General features: G+C 44.8%; 11 protein-coding genes and 5 tRNA genes. 10 read left to right on the forward strand and 6 right to left on the reverse strand.

Annotated elements, in window-relative coordinates; translation table 11 throughout:
* Nucleotides 1-73: 73 nt before the first annotated feature.
* Complete coding sequence (gene ilvY / locus AB4185_RS09460; protein ID WP_017061966.1) at nt 74-964, reverse strand: HTH-type transcriptional activator IlvY; 891 nt, start codon at nt 962-964, stop codon at nt 74-76.
* A gap of 146 nt (nt 965-1,110) precedes the next feature.
* Between ilvY and ilvC the strand changes: the two genes are divergently transcribed.
* The gene (gene ilvC / locus AB4185_RS09465; RefSeq protein WP_017055697.1) at nt 1,111-2,595 is read left to right on the forward strand and encodes a ketol-acid reductoisomerase; all 1,485 of its coding nucleotides are present in this window, start codon (nt 1,111-1,113) and stop codon (nt 2,593-2,595) included.
* 274 nt (nt 2,596-2,869) lie between these two features.
* Here ilvC and ubiK read toward each other — a convergent pair whose 3' ends face one another.
* The 4 genes from ubiK to AB4185_RS09485 form a co-directional block, all read right to left on the reverse strand.
* On the reverse strand, nt 2,870-3,121 hold the full coding sequence (gene ubiK / locus AB4185_RS09470; RefSeq protein WP_009848085.1) for a ubiquinone biosynthesis accessory factor UbiK: 252 nt from the start codon (nt 3,119-3,121) through the stop codon (nt 2,870-2,872).
* Between the two features lie 119 nt (nt 3,122-3,240).
* Nucleotides 3,241-6,363: a multidrug efflux RND transporter permease subunit gene (locus tag AB4185_RS09475; protein WP_372135378.1), complete on the reverse strand. Its 3,123-nt coding sequence runs from the start codon at nt 6,361-6,363 to the stop codon at nt 3,241-3,243.
* An 11-nt stretch (nt 6,364-6,374) separates the two neighbouring features.
* Entirely contained in the window at nt 6,375-7,481 is a 1,107-nt protein-coding gene (locus AB4185_RS09480; RefSeq protein ID WP_372135379.1) for an efflux RND transporter periplasmic adaptor subunit, read from the reverse strand.
* Between the two features lie 18 nt (nt 7,482-7,499).
* On the reverse strand, nt 7,500-8,081 hold the full coding sequence (locus AB4185_RS09485) for a TetR/AcrR family transcriptional regulator (protein WP_017061961.1): 582 nt from the start codon (nt 8,079-8,081) through the stop codon (nt 7,500-7,502).
* A gap of 180 nt (nt 8,082-8,261) precedes the next feature.
* Here AB4185_RS09485 and rep point away from each other — a divergent pair, with 180 nt between their 5' ends.
* Nucleotides 8,262-10,280: a DNA helicase Rep gene (gene rep, locus AB4185_RS09490; protein ID WP_017061960.1), complete on the forward strand. Its 2,019-nt coding sequence runs from the start codon at nt 8,262-8,264 to the stop codon at nt 10,278-10,280.
* An 81-nt stretch (nt 10,281-10,361) separates the two neighbouring features.
* On the opposite strand, the gene AB4185_RS09495 is transcribed toward rep, so the two are convergent.
* Nucleotides 10,362-10,775, reverse strand: coding sequence for a cytochrome c5 family protein (locus tag AB4185_RS09495; RefSeq protein ID WP_017063036.1), 414 nt, complete (start codon nt 10,773-10,775; stop codon nt 10,362-10,364).
* Nucleotides 10,776-11,073: 298 nt separating this feature from the next.
* Here AB4185_RS09495 and AB4185_RS09500 point away from each other — a divergent pair.
* From AB4185_RS09500 to AB4185_RS09535, 8 genes are all read left to right on the forward strand, one after another.
* Nucleotides 11,074-11,150, forward strand: a tRNA-Arg gene (locus tag AB4185_RS09500).
* A 49-nt stretch (nt 11,151-11,199) separates the two neighbouring features.
* Nucleotides 11,200-11,275: transfer RNA gene (locus AB4185_RS09505), tRNA-His, on the forward strand.
* Between the two features lie 77 nt (nt 11,276-11,352).
* Nucleotides 11,353-11,429, forward strand: a tRNA-Pro gene (locus tag AB4185_RS09510).
* 45 nt (nt 11,430-11,474) lie between these two features.
* Nucleotides 11,475-11,550: transfer RNA gene (locus AB4185_RS09515), tRNA-His, on the forward strand.
* 55 nt (nt 11,551-11,605) lie between these two features.
* Nucleotides 11,606-11,682 (forward strand) — tRNA-Pro (locus AB4185_RS09520).
* An 890-nt stretch (nt 11,683-12,572) separates the two neighbouring features.
* The gene (locus tag AB4185_RS09525; protein ID WP_017060132.1) at nt 12,573-14,300 is read left to right on the forward strand and encodes an ABC transporter ATP-binding protein; all 1,728 of its coding nucleotides are present in this window, start codon (nt 12,573-12,575) and stop codon (nt 14,298-14,300) included.
* A gap of 94 nt (nt 14,301-14,394) precedes the next feature.
* Nucleotides 14,395-15,948 (forward strand): ABC transporter substrate-binding protein, encoded by a 1,554-nt coding sequence (locus AB4185_RS09530; RefSeq protein WP_017060133.1) that lies wholly within the window; start codon nt 14,395-14,397, stop codon nt 15,946-15,948.
* A gap of 178 nt (nt 15,949-16,126) precedes the next feature.
* Nucleotides 16,127-17,104 carry an ABC transporter permease gene (locus tag AB4185_RS09535; RefSeq protein WP_008218600.1) on the forward strand — a complete coding sequence of 326 codons (978 nt, stop codon included), beginning with the start codon at nt 16,127-16,129 and terminating at the stop codon, nt 17,102-17,104.
* The last annotated feature ends 2 nt before the right edge of the window (nt 17,105-17,106 follow it).

Below are 17,106 nucleotides of genomic sequence, written 5' to 3' on the forward strand. Positions count from 1 at the left end.
TTTACTTTAATTGGTATAAAAGGGGAAGGGCACTGACGTGCTCTTCCCTTTTTTGTATTTAAAACAATGACGACTAGTCCGCTAAATATTTCCCTTCTGCAACTTGCCAGAACGCTCGAATTAGAGGGTTATCTAGCTGTGCTCGCTTACAACATACGCCTAACTCAAATGGCTTGATAGGTTCTATCTTTAAGCGGCTAACTTTATCTCTTACTGGACTGTTGTTTATGACCACATCAGGTGCGATGCCAACTCCACATCCTAGTGCCACCATACTTACAATCGCCTCATGGCCAGAAACTTGCGCGTATATGTTGGGTTTTATCTTCATCTTTTTAAACCATGCATTGGCTCGTTCACGCGCTGTTCCTGCTTCTGGGATGATAAAGGGCACTTCATTCCAGTTTGGCTTATCGGATTGCAGTTGTTGGCTAAAGCTACTCACACCAGATGGAATGATGACTGACAGTGGAATATCGCTGATGGTTTCGAATTCTAACCTTGAAGGAAGGATGTCTGGCTTTGCTGAAATCGCGATATCCGCTTCATCGTTTAAGATCTTGTCGATGGATTGAGCTGGATCACCAGTAGAGAGCTTAAATTCAATATACGGATGAATAGCCCTAAATTCGGTTATGAGTTCAGGTAGGTGACTGTAGCTAGCCGTTACTGAACAAAATATACGGATCTCACCTTTAAGTTCTTGCTCTCCGCCCTTCAGGTGAAGGTTATATTGCTGCCACTCTCCCACGATGCTCAATGCTACAGGCAATAGGTGTTTTCCTGCTGGGGTAAGATCAACACTGCGGTTGTCTCTGATTAGCAGTTCTTGTCCTGTTTCCTCTTCAAGCTTTTGTATCTGACGGCTCAGCGCTGAAGGACTGACGTGCATAGCAGCAGCGGTTTTGCTGAAACTCTTGCTGTCGCATAAATGTATAAATAATTGTAGAGATTTTATGTTCATGTTCTGCGATCGTTTCCATGTTGCATTTATTGCAATAACTAATTGTGAATATATCACTTTCAGCAACGGAGTGTCTGTTTTAGTATGAAGTCATTCGATAGAGAGATATCGACCTTACGGACTTATTTTTAAAGGAGTGCCCTAGAATGGCTAACTATTTCAATACATTAAACCTTCGTGAACAACTAGACCAATTAGGTCGTTGCCGCTTTATGGATCGTGAAGAATTCGCGACAGAAGCTGAATACCTTGAAGGTAAGAAAATCGTAATTGTTGGTTGTGGTGCTCAAGGCCTAAACCAAGGTCTAAATATGCGTGATTCTGGTCTAGACGTATCTTACGCTCTACGCCAAGCGGCAATTGATGAAAAGCGTCAATCATTCAAAAATGCTGATGAAAACGGCTTTGTTGTGGGTAGCTACGAAACGCTAATCCCTCAAGCAGACCTAGTAATCAACCTTACTCCTGATAAGCAACACACAAACGTTGTTGAAACAGTAATGCCTCTAATGAAGCAAGGCGCTGCTCTTGGTTACTCTCACGGCTTCAACGTTGTGGAAGAAGGCATGCAATTACGTGCTGACCTTACTGTAGTAATGGTTGCACCTAAGTGTCCAGGCTCTGAAGTTCGCGAAGAGTACAAACGTGGCTTCGGTGTACCAACACTTATCGCTGTTCACCCAGAGAATGACCCTAAAGGTGAAGGCTGGGATATCGCTAAAGCTTGGGCTGCAGGTACTGGTGGTCACCGTGCAGGTTGCCTAGAGTCTTCTTTCGTAGCGGAAGTTAAATCTGACCTTATGGGTGAGCAAACTATCCTTTGTGGCATGCTACAAGCGGGTTCTATCGTATCTTACGAGAAGATGATTGCTGACGGTATCGAACCAGGCTACGCAGGCAAACTTCTACAATACGGTTGGGAAACGATCACTGAAGCACTTAAGTTTGGTGGCGTAACTCACATGATGGATCGTTTATCTAACCCAGCTAAAGTTAAAGCGTTTGAGCTTTCTGAAGAGCTTAAAGATCTAATGCGTCCGCTTTACAACAAGCACATGGATGACATCATCTCTGGTCACTTCTCTAGCACAATGATGGCTGACTGGGCGAACGATGACGTGAACCTACTAGGCTGGCGTGAAGAGACAGGCGAAACGGCATTCGAAAACTACCCAGCTTCTGACGTAGAAATCTCAGAGCAAGAGTACTTCGACAACGGTATCCTAATGGTTGCTATGGTTCGTGCAGGTGTTGAGCTAGCATTCGAAGCTATGACTGCATCAGGTATCATCGACGAGTCTGCTTACTACGAATCTCTACATGAGCTTCCACTAATCGCAAACACAGTTGCTCGTAAGCGTCTTTACGAAATGAACGTTGTAATCTCAGATACTGCTGAGTACGGTAACTACCTATTCGCTAACGTAGCAACACCGTTACTACGTGAGAAGTTCATGCCTTCAGTAGCAACTGACGTAATCGGCCGCGGTCTAGGTGAAGCATCTAACCAAGTTGATAACGCTAAGCTAATTGAAGTAAACGAAGCTATCCGTAACCACCCTGTAGAGTACATTGGTGAAGAGCTACGTAGCTACATGAGCGACATGAAGCGTATCGCTGTAGGCGGTTAATTAGTCGCTTAGATACTGATAAATTTGCAGAAAAAGCGAAGCAGTATCACTAACTCCTTACAGGTTTGAGTTATAAATAAGCAACACAACATCTAATAAAAAGGCTTGGTCGCCGTTGACCAAGCCTTTTTGCTTTTAGTAACAAAGTCTTAAAAATCAATCAAATGAACATTGTTTGATCAGTCTTCGTCGACTTTCAGGTCTTGATTGATCCTCAGAAATACAAAAGGGTTGGCGTTTTCACACCAACCCTTTCAGTTTTCTTGCTTTGCGCTTACTTATCGGCAATCTTTGCTTCTAAGTCAGCTAGCTTTTGTTCCATTTCAGTTAGCTTTTGGCGAGTGCGAAGCAGTACTTGTGTTTGAACATCAAACTCTTCACGGCTCACAACGTCTAGCTTGTTTAGTTGGCCTTGGATAACTTGGCGAACTTTTTGATCTACGTCTGAACCAAGCTCTTTTACTGGTTGAGGCATAGAATCGTGGATCTGCTTAGCAATCTGCTCTAGTTTTTTTGGATCAAACATATCAATTAAAACTCCTGAATATTTACCACTATTCTATTTAATCACACTTGAGATGTCGCCTATGGCGTATAAAAAAAGGCCACCGAAGTAGCCTTTTTATTGTTAATACGACTTAGCGATTACTTATTATCAGCTAATTCTCTGTGTGCCGCTTTTGCTTCATCGACGCGAGCTAGCTTTTCTAGGTCTTTGTCTTCTACAAATACAGGTAGAGGTTTGTGTTTTTCAGCCAAGTAGCTGTAAATCACTGGCAGTACAAATAGCGTGAAGATAGTACCAATCGCTAGACCAGCAACGATTACGATACCAATACTAAAGCGCTGAGCTGCACCCGCACCACTTGCGTACATCAGTGGGATTAGACCCGCGATCATCGCAGCTGTTGTCATCAGGATTGGACGAAGACGAACTTTTGCTGCTTCCATCACCGCTTCAATACGAGTCTTGTGGTGATGCAGTTGTTCTTCTTTTGCAACCTCACAGATTAATATACCGTGCTTGGTAATCAGGCCGACCAGCGTGATTAAACCTACTTGTGAGTAGATGTTCATCGTTGCCGCACCCCAAGCTAGAGCAATTAGGGCACCACAGATCGCCAGTGGAACAGATACCATGATAACCAATGGATCTTTCAGAGATTCGAATTGAATCGCTAGTACCAAGAAGATGATAGCCAGTGCTAGACCAAAGGTCGCGTAAAGTGCGCTACCTTCTGTTACGTATTGACGAGCTTCACCCATGTAATCGTGGTTGTAGCCACTTGGAAGCTTATTCGCCGCCGTGTCTTCAAACCATGCAATTGCATCACCCATTGCAGCGCCTGGAGCAGGTACTGCACCAATCGTAGCTGAGTTCAATTGGTTGAAGTGAGGAAGAGAGCGAGGCTCTGCCACAACATCAATCGTAATCAAACTGCCTAGTGGTACAGCATTACCGTCCGCAGCACGTACGTAGTAGTTATTCATCGATTCTGGGTTCAAACGGAATTTACGTTCAACCTGAGGGATAACCTCGTAAGAACGACCATTCAAGTCGATACGGTTTACGTAGCCATCTGACATCATGGTACCTAGCGTGATACCGATATCTTGCATGGTTACGCCGTATGCGCCCGCTTTATCCTTGTCGATGTGTACTTTCATCGTTGCTGAGTCGTAGTTTAGATCGAGATCCGAGTATACGAATAGTGGATTTGTCGCTACATCAGTCAAGATGTCAGTGGTAATTTGGAACAAGCTCTCAAAACTGTTTGGCGTTGTAATAACAAACTGAATTGGAAGACCTGAACCCGCACCTGGTAGTTCTGGCATTTGGAAGGCTGTTACTGCCATTCCAGGTACATCTTTCACCAAACCACCAACCCGGTTTGCTACCTCAGATTGGCTTGCTTCACGCTCACTCCAAGGAACCATAGATGCAATACCAAACGCTTGGTTTGCATTAGGAACACCTGTGAACACCTGCGCGTAAGCTACTTCTGGCTGATCAGACAGAATCTTGTTTACGTCGTTCATGGTATTTTGCATGAAGTCTAAGTTCGCATTAGATGGTGCCGTACCCATCAGCATGATTACACCTTTATCTTCTGAAGGTGCTAATTCACTAGGGATGAACTTAAACAGCATCGGCAAGCTTGCAAATACGATGATCGCAAAACCAATGAATACTGGGCGGTGGTTCATTACCGCACCAAGCATACGCTCGTAACGGTTAGTCATACCATCCAGTACGCTATGTACCTTTTGTTCAAACTTGCTTGGCTCAGCATGAGCTTTCAGCATCTTTGAACACATCATTGGCGACAGCGTTAATGCCACGATACCGGATACAAATACCGAACCTGCAAGGGTTAACGCAAACTCTTTAAATAGCGAGCCTGTGATACCACCCATCATTGCGATAGGAGCGTATACCGCGCCTAGTGTTAATGTCATTGCAATAACTGGCACCGCGATTTCACGAGTACCGATGATTGCAGCGCGGAAAGGGGACTCCCCGAGCTTGATATGCCTGTCGACGTTCTCAAGTACTACGATCGCATCATCAACCACCAGACCGATGGCGAGTACCATTGCCAGGAGTGTCATCAGGTTCCAAGAGAAACCCATTGCCTGCATTACCATTGCCACACCAATCAAAGACAGTGGGATAGTAACGATAGGAATCAGTACCGCTCGGAATGAACCTAAGAACAAGGTGATTACGATCAATACGATTAATGCAGCTTCAAGGATTGTCTTGATAACCTCTTGAATTGACTCGTTAATAGCAATAGTTGAATCGTACATTACGTTCATAGAGATGTTGCTTGGTAGGTTCTTCTCTAGTTGAGGAAGAAGCTCAAGTACATCTGCAGCGATGTTGATTGGGTTGGCACTTGGTGCCGCATTGATCGCAGCAACAACCGCTTCCTGACCGTTTGCACTTGCACGGTAAACGTCGTGGCTTTTCTCTAGAGAAACCTTAGCGATGTCAGACAGACGAATAATCTCACCTTCACCACTTCTAACGACTAAGTTCTCTAATTCTTCAGTGTTCGATACTTGCGTGTCGGCACTGCCGTTATAAAGAACAAACTCGCCGGTTGCTTGACCTGTAGCCGATTGGTAGTTGTTGGCATTCAATACCGTCATTACATCACTAGCAGTTAGGTTAACTGCAGCCATTTTTGACGGGTCTAGCCATACGCGTAGTGCGTATTTCATGCCACCGTATAGGTCAACTTTCGATACACCATTTACCGTAAATAGCTGCGGGTTAATTACACGCTCTAGATAATCGGTAATTTGGCTCGACACCAACTCATCACTAGTAAAACCAATGTAGAGTACAGCTGTTGTTGAACCAGTCGACATGGTTACGGTTGGATCTTCCGCTTCTTTTGGAAGCTGAGAACGCACCGAGTTTGTCTTGGCCAGTATGTCAGACAGCGCTGCATTCGGGTCGGTGTTCAACTTCATGTTCACCGTAATCGTCGAGCTACCGAGTACAGAAGAGGAAGTCATATAGTCGATGTTATCCGCTTGCGCCACAGCCTGTTCGAGGGGTTGGGTGATAAAGCCTTGGATAAGATCGGCACTTGCACCGTAGTAACTCGTGGTTACGGTTACAACGGTATTCGTCATTTCAGGGTATTCACGCACCTGCATTTTGAAGATTGCTTGTAAGCCAAGCAGCGCAATCAAAAAGCTGATGGATACCGCTAGAACTGGACGTTTAATAAAAACATCAGTAAAGCGCATTGTGCCTCCAGTTACAGCTTAGGTGTTTCAGATGGTGGAGTGATTGCATCACTTTCAACAACCTTAACTTTGGCGCCGTTACTTAGACGTACTTGGCCAGAAGTTACAACCGTATCGCCAGCTTTAACGCCTTCAAGGATGTGCGCGATATCTGCTGTGCGTTCACCAACTTTCACGACGTGTTGAGCAACACGCTGAACGCCGTCTTCTTCAGTCAGGATGTAAACATTGTCACCGTATAGAGTGAAAGTAATCGCTGTTTGAGGCAACGTTACTTGATTCTCTAGTTTAGGCAGAATGATGTTAGCGCGAGCGAACATGCCGCTACGAAGTTTGCCATCATTGTTTGGAATATCTGCTTGAACTTGGATAAGACCACTTTGGATGCTAACTGCGGGTTCAATTGCACTAATAGAGCCTTCAAACGGTGTTTCTGGGTAAGCATCAACAAAGATGTCGACAGCTTGGCCTACATTGATACGAGAGATGTCGGTTTGAGAAACCGTGAAGCGAAGGCGCATTACACTGGTGTCTTCCAGGCGAACAATATCAGTACCTGATTGTAGGTATTGGCCTAGGTAAACATTGCGGATACCAACGGTACCATCGAATGGTGCGCGAATTTCGCGACGATCGATAGACGCTTTTAGACTTTCAATATCAGCTGAAAGAGAGAAGTAGTTAGCTTCTGCTTCATCGTACGCTTCTTTAGAAATAGAGCCTTTCTTGAATAGACCTTGGTAACGCTTGTATTTTGCTTTCGCAGCAGGCAAACGAGCTTCAGAACTCTTAAGGTTGGCTTTCTCTACGTCAGAATCAAGACGTACCAGTTGCTGACCACTCTTAACATCAGTACCCGATTCGAAAGAAATTTGGTCAATAACACCGCTGGTTTCGTTCGCTAGTGTCACACCTTGATTTGGTTCGATGAAGCCGATAGCTTCAATTACGGGAACCCAGTCGATCGGCTGAACTTCAGTTACCGTTACGGGAAACTCGGGTTCAGGGCGGTTGGCCATATACTCAGCAATTTTTTGTTGTTTGAACATGTTAAACCCAATAACGCTGCCGAAAAGTAGTACAGCGATGAGTAACATGAAGAAAGTCCACTTTTTCATTATGGTCAAAACTCCGATCTAGTGTTTAATTATTGCGTCCCAACTGGCTTCGATTGCAGATTCTAGTTCTGCCTCATCAAGTTGGTAAAATCCTAAAGAATGCTTGCGTGCTAAAGAAACACTAGCCGCCAAGCTCAATCCACCTAATACTTCATTGTTAAGTGGTTTAAACAATCCTTGTTCTTTCCCCTCATTAAATAGCAGCTCAACTTGGGCAAACATTTTACGTTCTAGTTCCCTGAAGTTTAGGCTATTTGTGATGGGTAGAGAGTCATACTGAACCCGATTTTTTATTGCGGCTAAATTCGTTCCTGCTAAGTTCCATATGTTCAACCACATAGTACGGTAGCGTTGTTTAATTGGATCCGAATCATTAACCCCTTGTTGAACAGCATCAGCTACTCTTTGAGTCACGAGCATTCGAACATCTTCTATCAAATGCTCTTTATCATCGAAGTAGCGATAGATAGTGCCTGCAGCCACTCCCGCTTCTTTGGCTAATTTTTGCATTGAAAGGCCTTGGAAACCGACCTCTGCAATTAGCTTTTCAGCTGCAGAAAGTATTTGCTGGCGTTTATCCCGAGGTGCATGAGTTGTCATATTTCAACCACCAATGAATGAACGTTCATTCATTATAGCCTAATAACCACACACATGTGCAACAAAGTTTTACATAATCAGCGTAAAAATCTTGTATAAGAGAACGTAGCATTCGTGCTGTTGCAGCATTATTATAGGCGCGCAATTGAATTCGCCCCTCTAGACCAAACTGAGAATCAAATGAAACTGAACCCAAGACAAGATGAAGCCGTGAAATATGTTTCGGGCCCCTGCTTAGTATTAGCGGGCGCTGGATCCGGTAAAACACGTGTTATCACCAATAAAATTGCTTATCTGGTTCAGGAATGTGGCTATAAGGCGCGTAATATTGCGGCGGTGACCTTTACTAATAAAGCGGCACGCGAGATGAAAGAGCGTGTTGGGCAAACTCTAGGTAAGGGCGAATCGAAAGGGCTGATTGTTTCGACTTTTCATACCATGGGCTTAACCATCATTCGCCGTGAATACAAAGCGCTGGGTTTGAAAGCGGGTTTCTCTCTGTTTGATGACCAAGACCAGTTAGCTTTGTTAAAAGAGTTAACAGAGAGACAGATCGATGGTGATAAGGATTTGCTACGCGCTTTAATGAGCACCATTTCGAATTGGAAAAATGACATGCTGACGCCAGATCAGGCGAAAGCACGTGCTCAAGGCGAACAAGAGCAGTTGTTTGCATTCTGTTTTGAGATGTACCAGAAACAGATGAAGGCATACAACGCACTCGATTTTGATGATCTGATCGCGATGCCTGTATTACTACTGAAAACCAATCAAGAGGTGCGTGAGCGCTGGCAGTCGCGTATCCGCTATTTACTGGTCGATGAATACCAAGATACCAACACCAGCCAATATGAGTTGGTTCGTTTACTGGTGGGAGAGCGTGGTCGCTTGACGGTAGTAGGTGACGATGACCAATCTATCTATTCATGGCGTGGTGCAAAACCGCAAAACTTGGTGTTGCTGGGTGAGGACTATCCAAATCTTCGCTTGATCAAACTCGAGCAAAACTATCGCTCAACCAGCCGAATATTACGTGCGGCGAACATCTTGATCGCCAACAACCCACACGTTTATGAAAAGTCACTGTTCTCAGAGATCCCAGACGGTGAAAAGCTCAAGGTACTAAATGCTAAGAATGAAGAGCATGAAGCAGAGCGTATTACCGGCGAGATCATCGCCCACAAGTTTTTGAACCGTACTGAGTACAAAGATTACGCGGTGCTTTACCGTGGTAACCACCAATCGCGCTTAATTGAAAAAGCGCTGATGCAGAACCGCGTGCCCTACAAGATCTCTGGCGGAACCTCTTTCTTCGCTAGAGCCGAAATTAAAGACATCATGGCTTACCTACGAGTGTTGGTGAACCCTGATGATGACAACGCCTTCCTGCGTATTGTAAACACGCCTCGCCGTGAGATAGGCCCGGTTACGCTAGAAAAGCTAGGTAGCTATGCCAATATGCGTGGTAAGAGCTTGTTTGAGGCCAGCTTCGAGATGGGCTTAGAGCAGACACTGACGGGGCGTGGTTTAGAAAATTTGCGCCGCTTCGGTGACTGGATTGTTCGTATCTCAGACAATGCCGAGCGTGGTAATACGGTTGAAGCCGTTCGTTCTTTGGTTCGTGACATCAACTACGAAGATTGGTTGTACGAAACCTCAGCGAGCCCGAAAGCCGCTGAAATGCGAATGAAGAACGTCTCTGATCTGTATAGCTGGATTGTGGCCGATCTTGAGGGTGACAACTACGATAAAGAAGAGAAAACCCTGCGCGAGGTGGTTCAACGTTTAACGCTGCGCGATATGATGGAGCGTGGTGAGGATGATGACGATGCAGATCAAGTCCAATTAATGACATTGCATGCATCGAAAGGTCTAGAGTTCCCATATGTATTCCTGATGGGTGCAGAAGAGGGCATCTTGCCGCACCAAACCAGTGTCGATGAAGGCAACGTAGAAGAAGAACGTCGTCTTATGTATGTGGGGATTACTCGAGCGCAGAAAGAGCTGACTTTTACTAAGTGTCGTGAACGTCGTCAATATGGTGAATTAATAAAGCCAACACAAAGCCGCTTCCTCGATGAGCTGCCGCACGATGATGTGGAGTGGGAAAGCGTTAAGAAGCCTCAATCCGCTGAAGAAAGAATGGAAAAAGGGCAGGCGCACATTGCGAATATTCGAGCGATGTTCAACAAGAAGTAATGCCCTACTTTAATCGCACTATATAGAAGCCAATAAAAAAGGTGACCATGAGGTCACCTTTTCTGAATCTGGCATTTTTAATTACAGACCGGCAATCATGTGCTCGATAGCATCTTTGATTTCGTCGTCTGAACAATCCATACATGAACCTTTCGCTGGCATCGCATTGAAGCCGTTGATTGCGTGGTCAGCTAGAATGTCGCGACCTTGAGCAATGCGAGGACCCCAGTCACCAGCATCACCTGTTTTAGGTGCGCCACTTACGCCAGATGCGTGACAAGCGATACAAAAGGTACCGTAAACTGCTGCGCCATCACGAGGGCCTGTTGGTTCTGCGGCTACTGGCTCGCTGCCGACTAGGTAAACTTGGCCAACTGGTTTGATGCGTTCAGCAATTGCATCGTGCTCCGCTTCGCTTAGGCCTGCAGCCATTGCGCCAGTTGAAAAGGTTAAAACTGCGATGACAACGCTTAAAATTCGACGAGACATATCCATTAAACTCACTTTACATTCCCAAGGTAAGTACATGCTTACCAATTTATAGTGTTGGAAGGGTGTTTTGGCTTTAACCAGCAAAGAGCAACTGTTAAACCAATGTAAATAATGGGTGATTATATCCCGATAAGTTGTTGCAATAAACAACAACTTATAAGCTGTGGCGGGTTGTAGTACTCAAATAAGGGGTTTATCACATATTAACTGTCGAAAAAGAGACCAAACAGAAAAAAAAGTTAAAAAAGTACTAGACGGCATTGGGTGATATACGTATTATTCCACTCCGCCGACAGGGCATGCGCCTGTAGCTCAGCTGGATAGAGCGTTGGCCTCCGGAGCCAAAGGCCGAAGGTTCGAATCCTTTCAGGCGCGCCATCCGGTCTCTTACTTCGGTAAGTGAGAAATTGGCAAAAAAGAAATAATGGTGGCTATAGCTCAGTTGGTAGAGCCCTGGATTGTGATTCCGGTGGTCGCGAGTTCGAATCTCGTTAGCCACCCCATTCTTTCTTTACAAAATATCGGTAGCTTCGGCTTCCAGTGTTGATTCATTATTCCCAAGAGTCGATACAAAATTAGTCGGTGAATAGCGCAGCTTGGTAGCGCATCTGGTTTGGGACCAGAGGGTCGGGGGTTCGAATCCCTCTTCACCGACCACTATTTCAATAATCGCTTGTTAAGCGGTTATATAAAAAATTAGTGGTGGCTATAGCTCAGTTGGTAGAGCCCTGGATTGTGATTCCGGTGGTCGCGAGTTCGAATCTCGTTAGCCACCCCATTAATTTTGGTAGCTTCTTTGAAGTTCCCAGTTTGAGAAATCAAACGAAACGTCTCGGTGAATAGCGCAGCTTGGTAGCGCATCTGGTTTGGGACCAGAGGGTCGGGGGTTCGAATCCCTCTTCACCGACCACCTTAAGAAGCCCTAGTCGAAAGACTAGGGCTTTTTTACATCTGAAACTTAGATAACTTGAACAGAGTGGGGTTCGCCTGATGTTCAAAGAATGTCTCTTCACTGATCACTTAAGAAGCCTCAACTAGCCGTCCGCGTCAGAAATGACGGGGCTTCTTACATCTATCTCCCCTTCTTATATAAGACAGATTCCTAACGATCTGCTTGATAATGGTGCTGCTACAGAGTTGCTTTCTTTATCAAATGTACAGTTCTATATCTAATTTTATATAAATGGAGTGCTCAATAATTCGACATATTAATGGGTTTGGTCTAAAGACTTTTATGAAAAGTGAAACCTGACCCTAAATTTGCTCACTAAGGCCTGAATTTGACAGCTTTGTACGCATTTGGTCGTTCAAAAACTCCTCTGATTTATTAGGCCTTTCGTTTGTCTGTTTTGTATTTACCAAAATAATACAGATGGTTAAATGTATGGCTAATTAACGTTTATCTGGTTGTTTTATTTGTTCAAATTAACAAAATTAGCGCTTGTTTCTATAGTGTTAATTGTTTTTTGGAATAATTATTTGTTTTTAGTGACTGGTAGTGAGATCTGCTTTGAAGCACGGCTTTAACTCTACAAGTAAGTAGTGGTAAGGAGTTTGTGAGTATTTCTTGCCGATAATATAATGTTGATTTTTCTTACTATATGCTCTTTTGGTGAATAGTTATGTGGCACTTTTGCTTGCTAAGCGTTTAATGTCGACTTTTTATCCTATTTTTGTTGCTTTTCTGTGAATTATTTGCCAAATTGTCAACCGTATAAAATATCAGAACAATATTCTGGTAAGAATGGATTCAATTTTGCAGACAGGGCAGAAAGCTGCCAAAGCAGTAGAGGTCTGGTAATGTCACTTTTAGAAGTAAAAAATCTTCGTATCGAATACCCATCTCGTCATGGAGTTCACGCCGCAGTTAAATCACTTTCGTTCAACATTGAACGTGGTGAGATTGTTGGTGTTGTAGGCGAGTCTGGTGCAGGTAAATCAACAGTAGGTAATGCTGTGATCGATTTGCTGAGCCCTCCTGGCCGCATTGCTAGCGGCGAGGTATTTCTGGATGGCGAAAAAGTCTCTGGTTTATCTCCTGAACAGATGCGTTCTGTTCGCGGCTCAAAGATTGGTTTTATCTTCCAAGACCCAATGACTTCTCTTAACCCTCTATTCACAGTAGAACAGCAGTTAAAAGAGACGATTCATGCCAACATGAAGGTTTCGGATCAAGAAGCCTACCAGCGCTCATTAGACTTGATGAACCAAGTGGGTATCCCACAACCAGAAAACCGTTTAAAGCAGTACCCTCACCAATTCTCTGGCGGTATGCGTCAGCGTGTGGTTATCGCGATCGCATTGGCAGGTGAACCTGACCTAATCATCGCAGATGAACCAACAACAGCACTGGATGTTTCTATCCAAGACCAGATCTTGGGTTTGATTCGCGACCTATGTATTAAGAAGAACGTAGGTTGCATGTTGGTCACGCACGACATGGGCGTGGTATCTAACGTTACCGACCGCGTAGCCGTTATGTATCGTGGTGACTTAGTTGAGTTTGGCCCAACAGCGAAAGTTCTGGGTACTCCTGAGCACCCATATACACACAGTCTTATCTCTGCGGTTCCTCGTTCGGATCGCAAACTCGATCGTTTCCCTCTTGTTAGCTACATCGAAGAAGCACAAGAGATGGAACCATTGGATGTGAAGAACCACTGGTTAGGTCAAAGCCAAGATCACCGTGATTACACTGGCCCTCTGTTGAACGTTGAGAACGTAAACTTACGCTTTACTACCAAAGATTCTTTCTTTGAGAGCCGTCGTGAGTACGTTCAAGCATCAAACAACGTGAGCTTTGAAGTGCATGAAGGTGAGACGTTTGGTTTAGTAGGTGAATCAGGTTCAGGTAAATCAACGATTGCTCGTGTGATTGCTGGCTTGTACGCACCAAACTCAGGCAAGGTAACGTTTGAAGGCGTTGATCTTACTGGTCTGAAATCTGAAAAAGAACGTCGCCCTATGCGTCGTCAAATGCAGATGGTTTTCCAAAACCCTTACACATCAATGAACCCTCGAATGAAGATATTCGACATCATTGCTGAACCTATCCGATTCCATAAGCTTACTCGCAACGAAAATGAAACTCGTCAGATCGTGAACGACCTGCTAGAGCACGTGGGTTTAGGCAAAATGGCTGGGGTGAAGTACCCACACGAATTCTCAGGTGGTCAACGTCAGCGTATTTCTATCGCTCGCGCTTTGGCGACTCGCCCACGTCTTTTGATTTGTGATGAACCAACATCGGCACTGGACGTGTCGGTACAGGCTCAGATTCTTAACCTACTAAAAGACTTACAAGACGAGCTAAACCTAACCATGCTGTTCATCAGTCACGATCTACCGGTTATTCGCCAAATGTGTGACCGTGTTGGTGTGATGCAGATGGGGACATTATTGGAGGTTGCGCCAACGGAGCAGCTGTTCCAATCACCTCAGCATGAATACAGCAAACAACTGATTTCTTTAATGCCTGAATTTACAGGCTTAAGAGAAGAAAAAGCAGTGGCACAAGCCGCGGTATAAAAATCAGCAGGCTGGAGTTTAGCTTGCTAACAACAATAAACAGACGCAAATACAACAACTAGGGATCTGGATTCCCGCATGAAGGAGTTATGCAATGAAAACCATGAAAAGCAAATTAGCAGTAGCTTTAATGGCAGCTGGCCTAAGCTTTAGTGCAGCAGCAGCAGATATTACCGTTGGCTACGCAGCTGACCCAGTATCACTTGACCCGCACGAGCAGCTGTCTGGTGGCACACTGCAAATGTCTCACATGGTGTTTGACCCTCTAGTACGTTTCACTCAAGAGATGGATTTTGAAGGCCGCCTAGCATCTAGCTGGGAGCGTGTTGATGAAACGACTTTCCGCTTCAACCTACGTAAAGGTGTGAAATTCCACTCTGGTAACGAACTGACTGCTGATGATGTTGTGTGGACTTTTGAACGTCTACAAGCTTCTCCAGACTTTAAGTCTATCTTTACGCCATACGAAAAAATGGTAAAAGTGGATGACTACACAGTTGAGCTAGTATCAAAAGCGGCTTACCCACTAGTACTACAAACAGCAACTTACATCTTCCCAATGGACAGCAAGTTCTACTCTGGCCAAACAGCGGAAGGTAAAGACAAGTCTGAGCTAGTTAAGCACGGTAACTCGTTTGCTTCGACTAACGTTTCAGGTACTGGTCCATTTATCGTAACGCAGCGTGAGCAAGGCGTTAAAGTAACGTTCGAGCGTTTCAACGATTACTGGGACACAGAAACTGAAGGCAACGTAGACAAGCTAACACTTGTGCCAATCAAAGAAGACGCGACACGTGTTGCAGCACTTCTTTCTGGCGACGTTGATATGATTCACCCAGTAGCACCAAACGATCACAAGCGTGTTAAAAACGCTAAGAACATCGATCTAGTGACGCTACCTGGTACTCGTATCATCACGTTCCAAATGAACCAAAACAGCAACGAAGCACTTAAAGATGTTCGCGTTCGTCAGGCGATTGTTCACGCAATCAACAACGAAGGTATCGTTAAGAAGATCATGAAAGGCTTCGCAACAGCAGCTGGTCAGCAAAGCCCAACAGGCTACGCGGGTCACAACGAAGACCTAGTTCCTCGTTACGATCTGAAAAAAGCGAAAGAGCTGATGAAAGAAGCGGGCTACGAAGATGGCTTTACGCTAACTATGATGGCTCCAAACAACCGTTACGTGAACGATGCGAAAGTAGCGCAAGCGTCTGCGGCAATGCTGTCTAAGATTGGTATCAAAGTTGATCTAAAAACTATGCCTAAAGCACAGTACTGGCCTGAGTTTGACCTATGTTCAGCAGACATGATGATGATCGGCTGGCACTCAGATACAGAAGATTCAGCTAACTTCAACGAGTTCCTAACTATGACTCGTAACGAAGAGACTGGCCGTGGTCAATACAACTGTTCTGGCTACTCAAACCCAGAAATGGATGCGATCGTAGAAGCTTCTAACACTGAAACTGACCCAGTTAAGCGTGCTGAAATGCTGAAAGGCGTTGAAGCAACACTTTACAACGACGCAGCATTCGTACCGCTACACTGGCAAAGTGAAGCGTGGGGCGCGAAGTCTAACGTAGGTGCAGCAGACGTAGTAAACCCAATGGTTATGCCTTACTTCGGCGACCTAGTTGTAAAATAATCTAGCTTGCTAGAATCGAGAGCCTGAAGCTTTTCAGGCTCTCAAATTATTAAGATATAGATTTAAGTTTCGGTATTTGGTCTTCCTTCAGTCTGGCTAAATACCTTTTTGAAGACTGAATTTTGTTATCTAGTCGCGGATTTCGACTAGATAGTCATGGATAGATAAGGGGCAAGGAATGGTTACGTTTCTGGTCAAGCGCCTGTTTCAGGCACTGATAGTGATGTTTGTGATCAGTTTGGTGGCGTTTGCCATTCAGGATAACCTGGGCGACCCGTTGCGTGAGTTAGTCGGTCAATCTGTTTCAGAATCGGAGCGTCAAGCGCTGCGTGATGAACTCGGCTTAAATGATCCCTTCATTACAAAATACACTCGCTTTGTGGGCGCAGCTCTACAAGGTGATCTTGGTACTTCATATTTCTTTAAACGCCCAGCTGTGGACGTAATCTTAGATAAACTAGTCGCAACGCTTGAGCTTGTGTTCGGCGCTTCTCTGATCATTGTTTGTCTGTCGATTCCACTTGGCGTTTATTCTGCAATACACCCAAAAAGCTTCTTCACTAAACTGGTGATGGCGGGCAGTAGTATCGGCATTTCTGTGCCTGTTTTCTTAACCGCAATCATGTTGATGTATGTATTCTCTATTGAGTTAGGTTGGCTGCCGTCGTTTGGACGTGGTGAGACCGCAAACTGGTTTGGCTGGGAGTCTGGTTTCTTAACGATAGATGGCCTTGCACACTTAGTGCTGCCGAGTATTGCTCTAGCATCTATCATGCTGCCTCTGTTCATTCGTCTAGTACGCTCTGAAATGCTAGAGGTTCTTAGCTCTGAATATATCAAGTTTGGTAAAGCAAAAGGTCTAGCGCTGAACAAGATTTACTACCAACACGCTTTGAAAAACACAATGCTGCCAGTACTAACGGTAGGCGGTGTTCAAATCGGTACTATGGTGGCTTACACCATTCTTACTGAAACTGTATTCCAGTGGCCGGGTACCGGCTTCCTATTCCTTGAAGCGATTAACCGAGTGGATACACCACTGATTACCGCATACGTTATCTTCGTTGGCCTGATCTTCGTAGTAACTAACACCATTGTTGACCTGCTTTACGGCATCATTAACCCAACAGTGAACATCACAGGGAAAGGAGCATAATC

The organism is Vibrio sp. 10N.286.48.F5, assembly GCF_041469785.1.
GTDB classification, from domain to species: Bacteria; Pseudomonadota; Gammaproteobacteria; order Enterobacterales; family Vibrionaceae; genus Vibrio; species Vibrio crassostreae_C.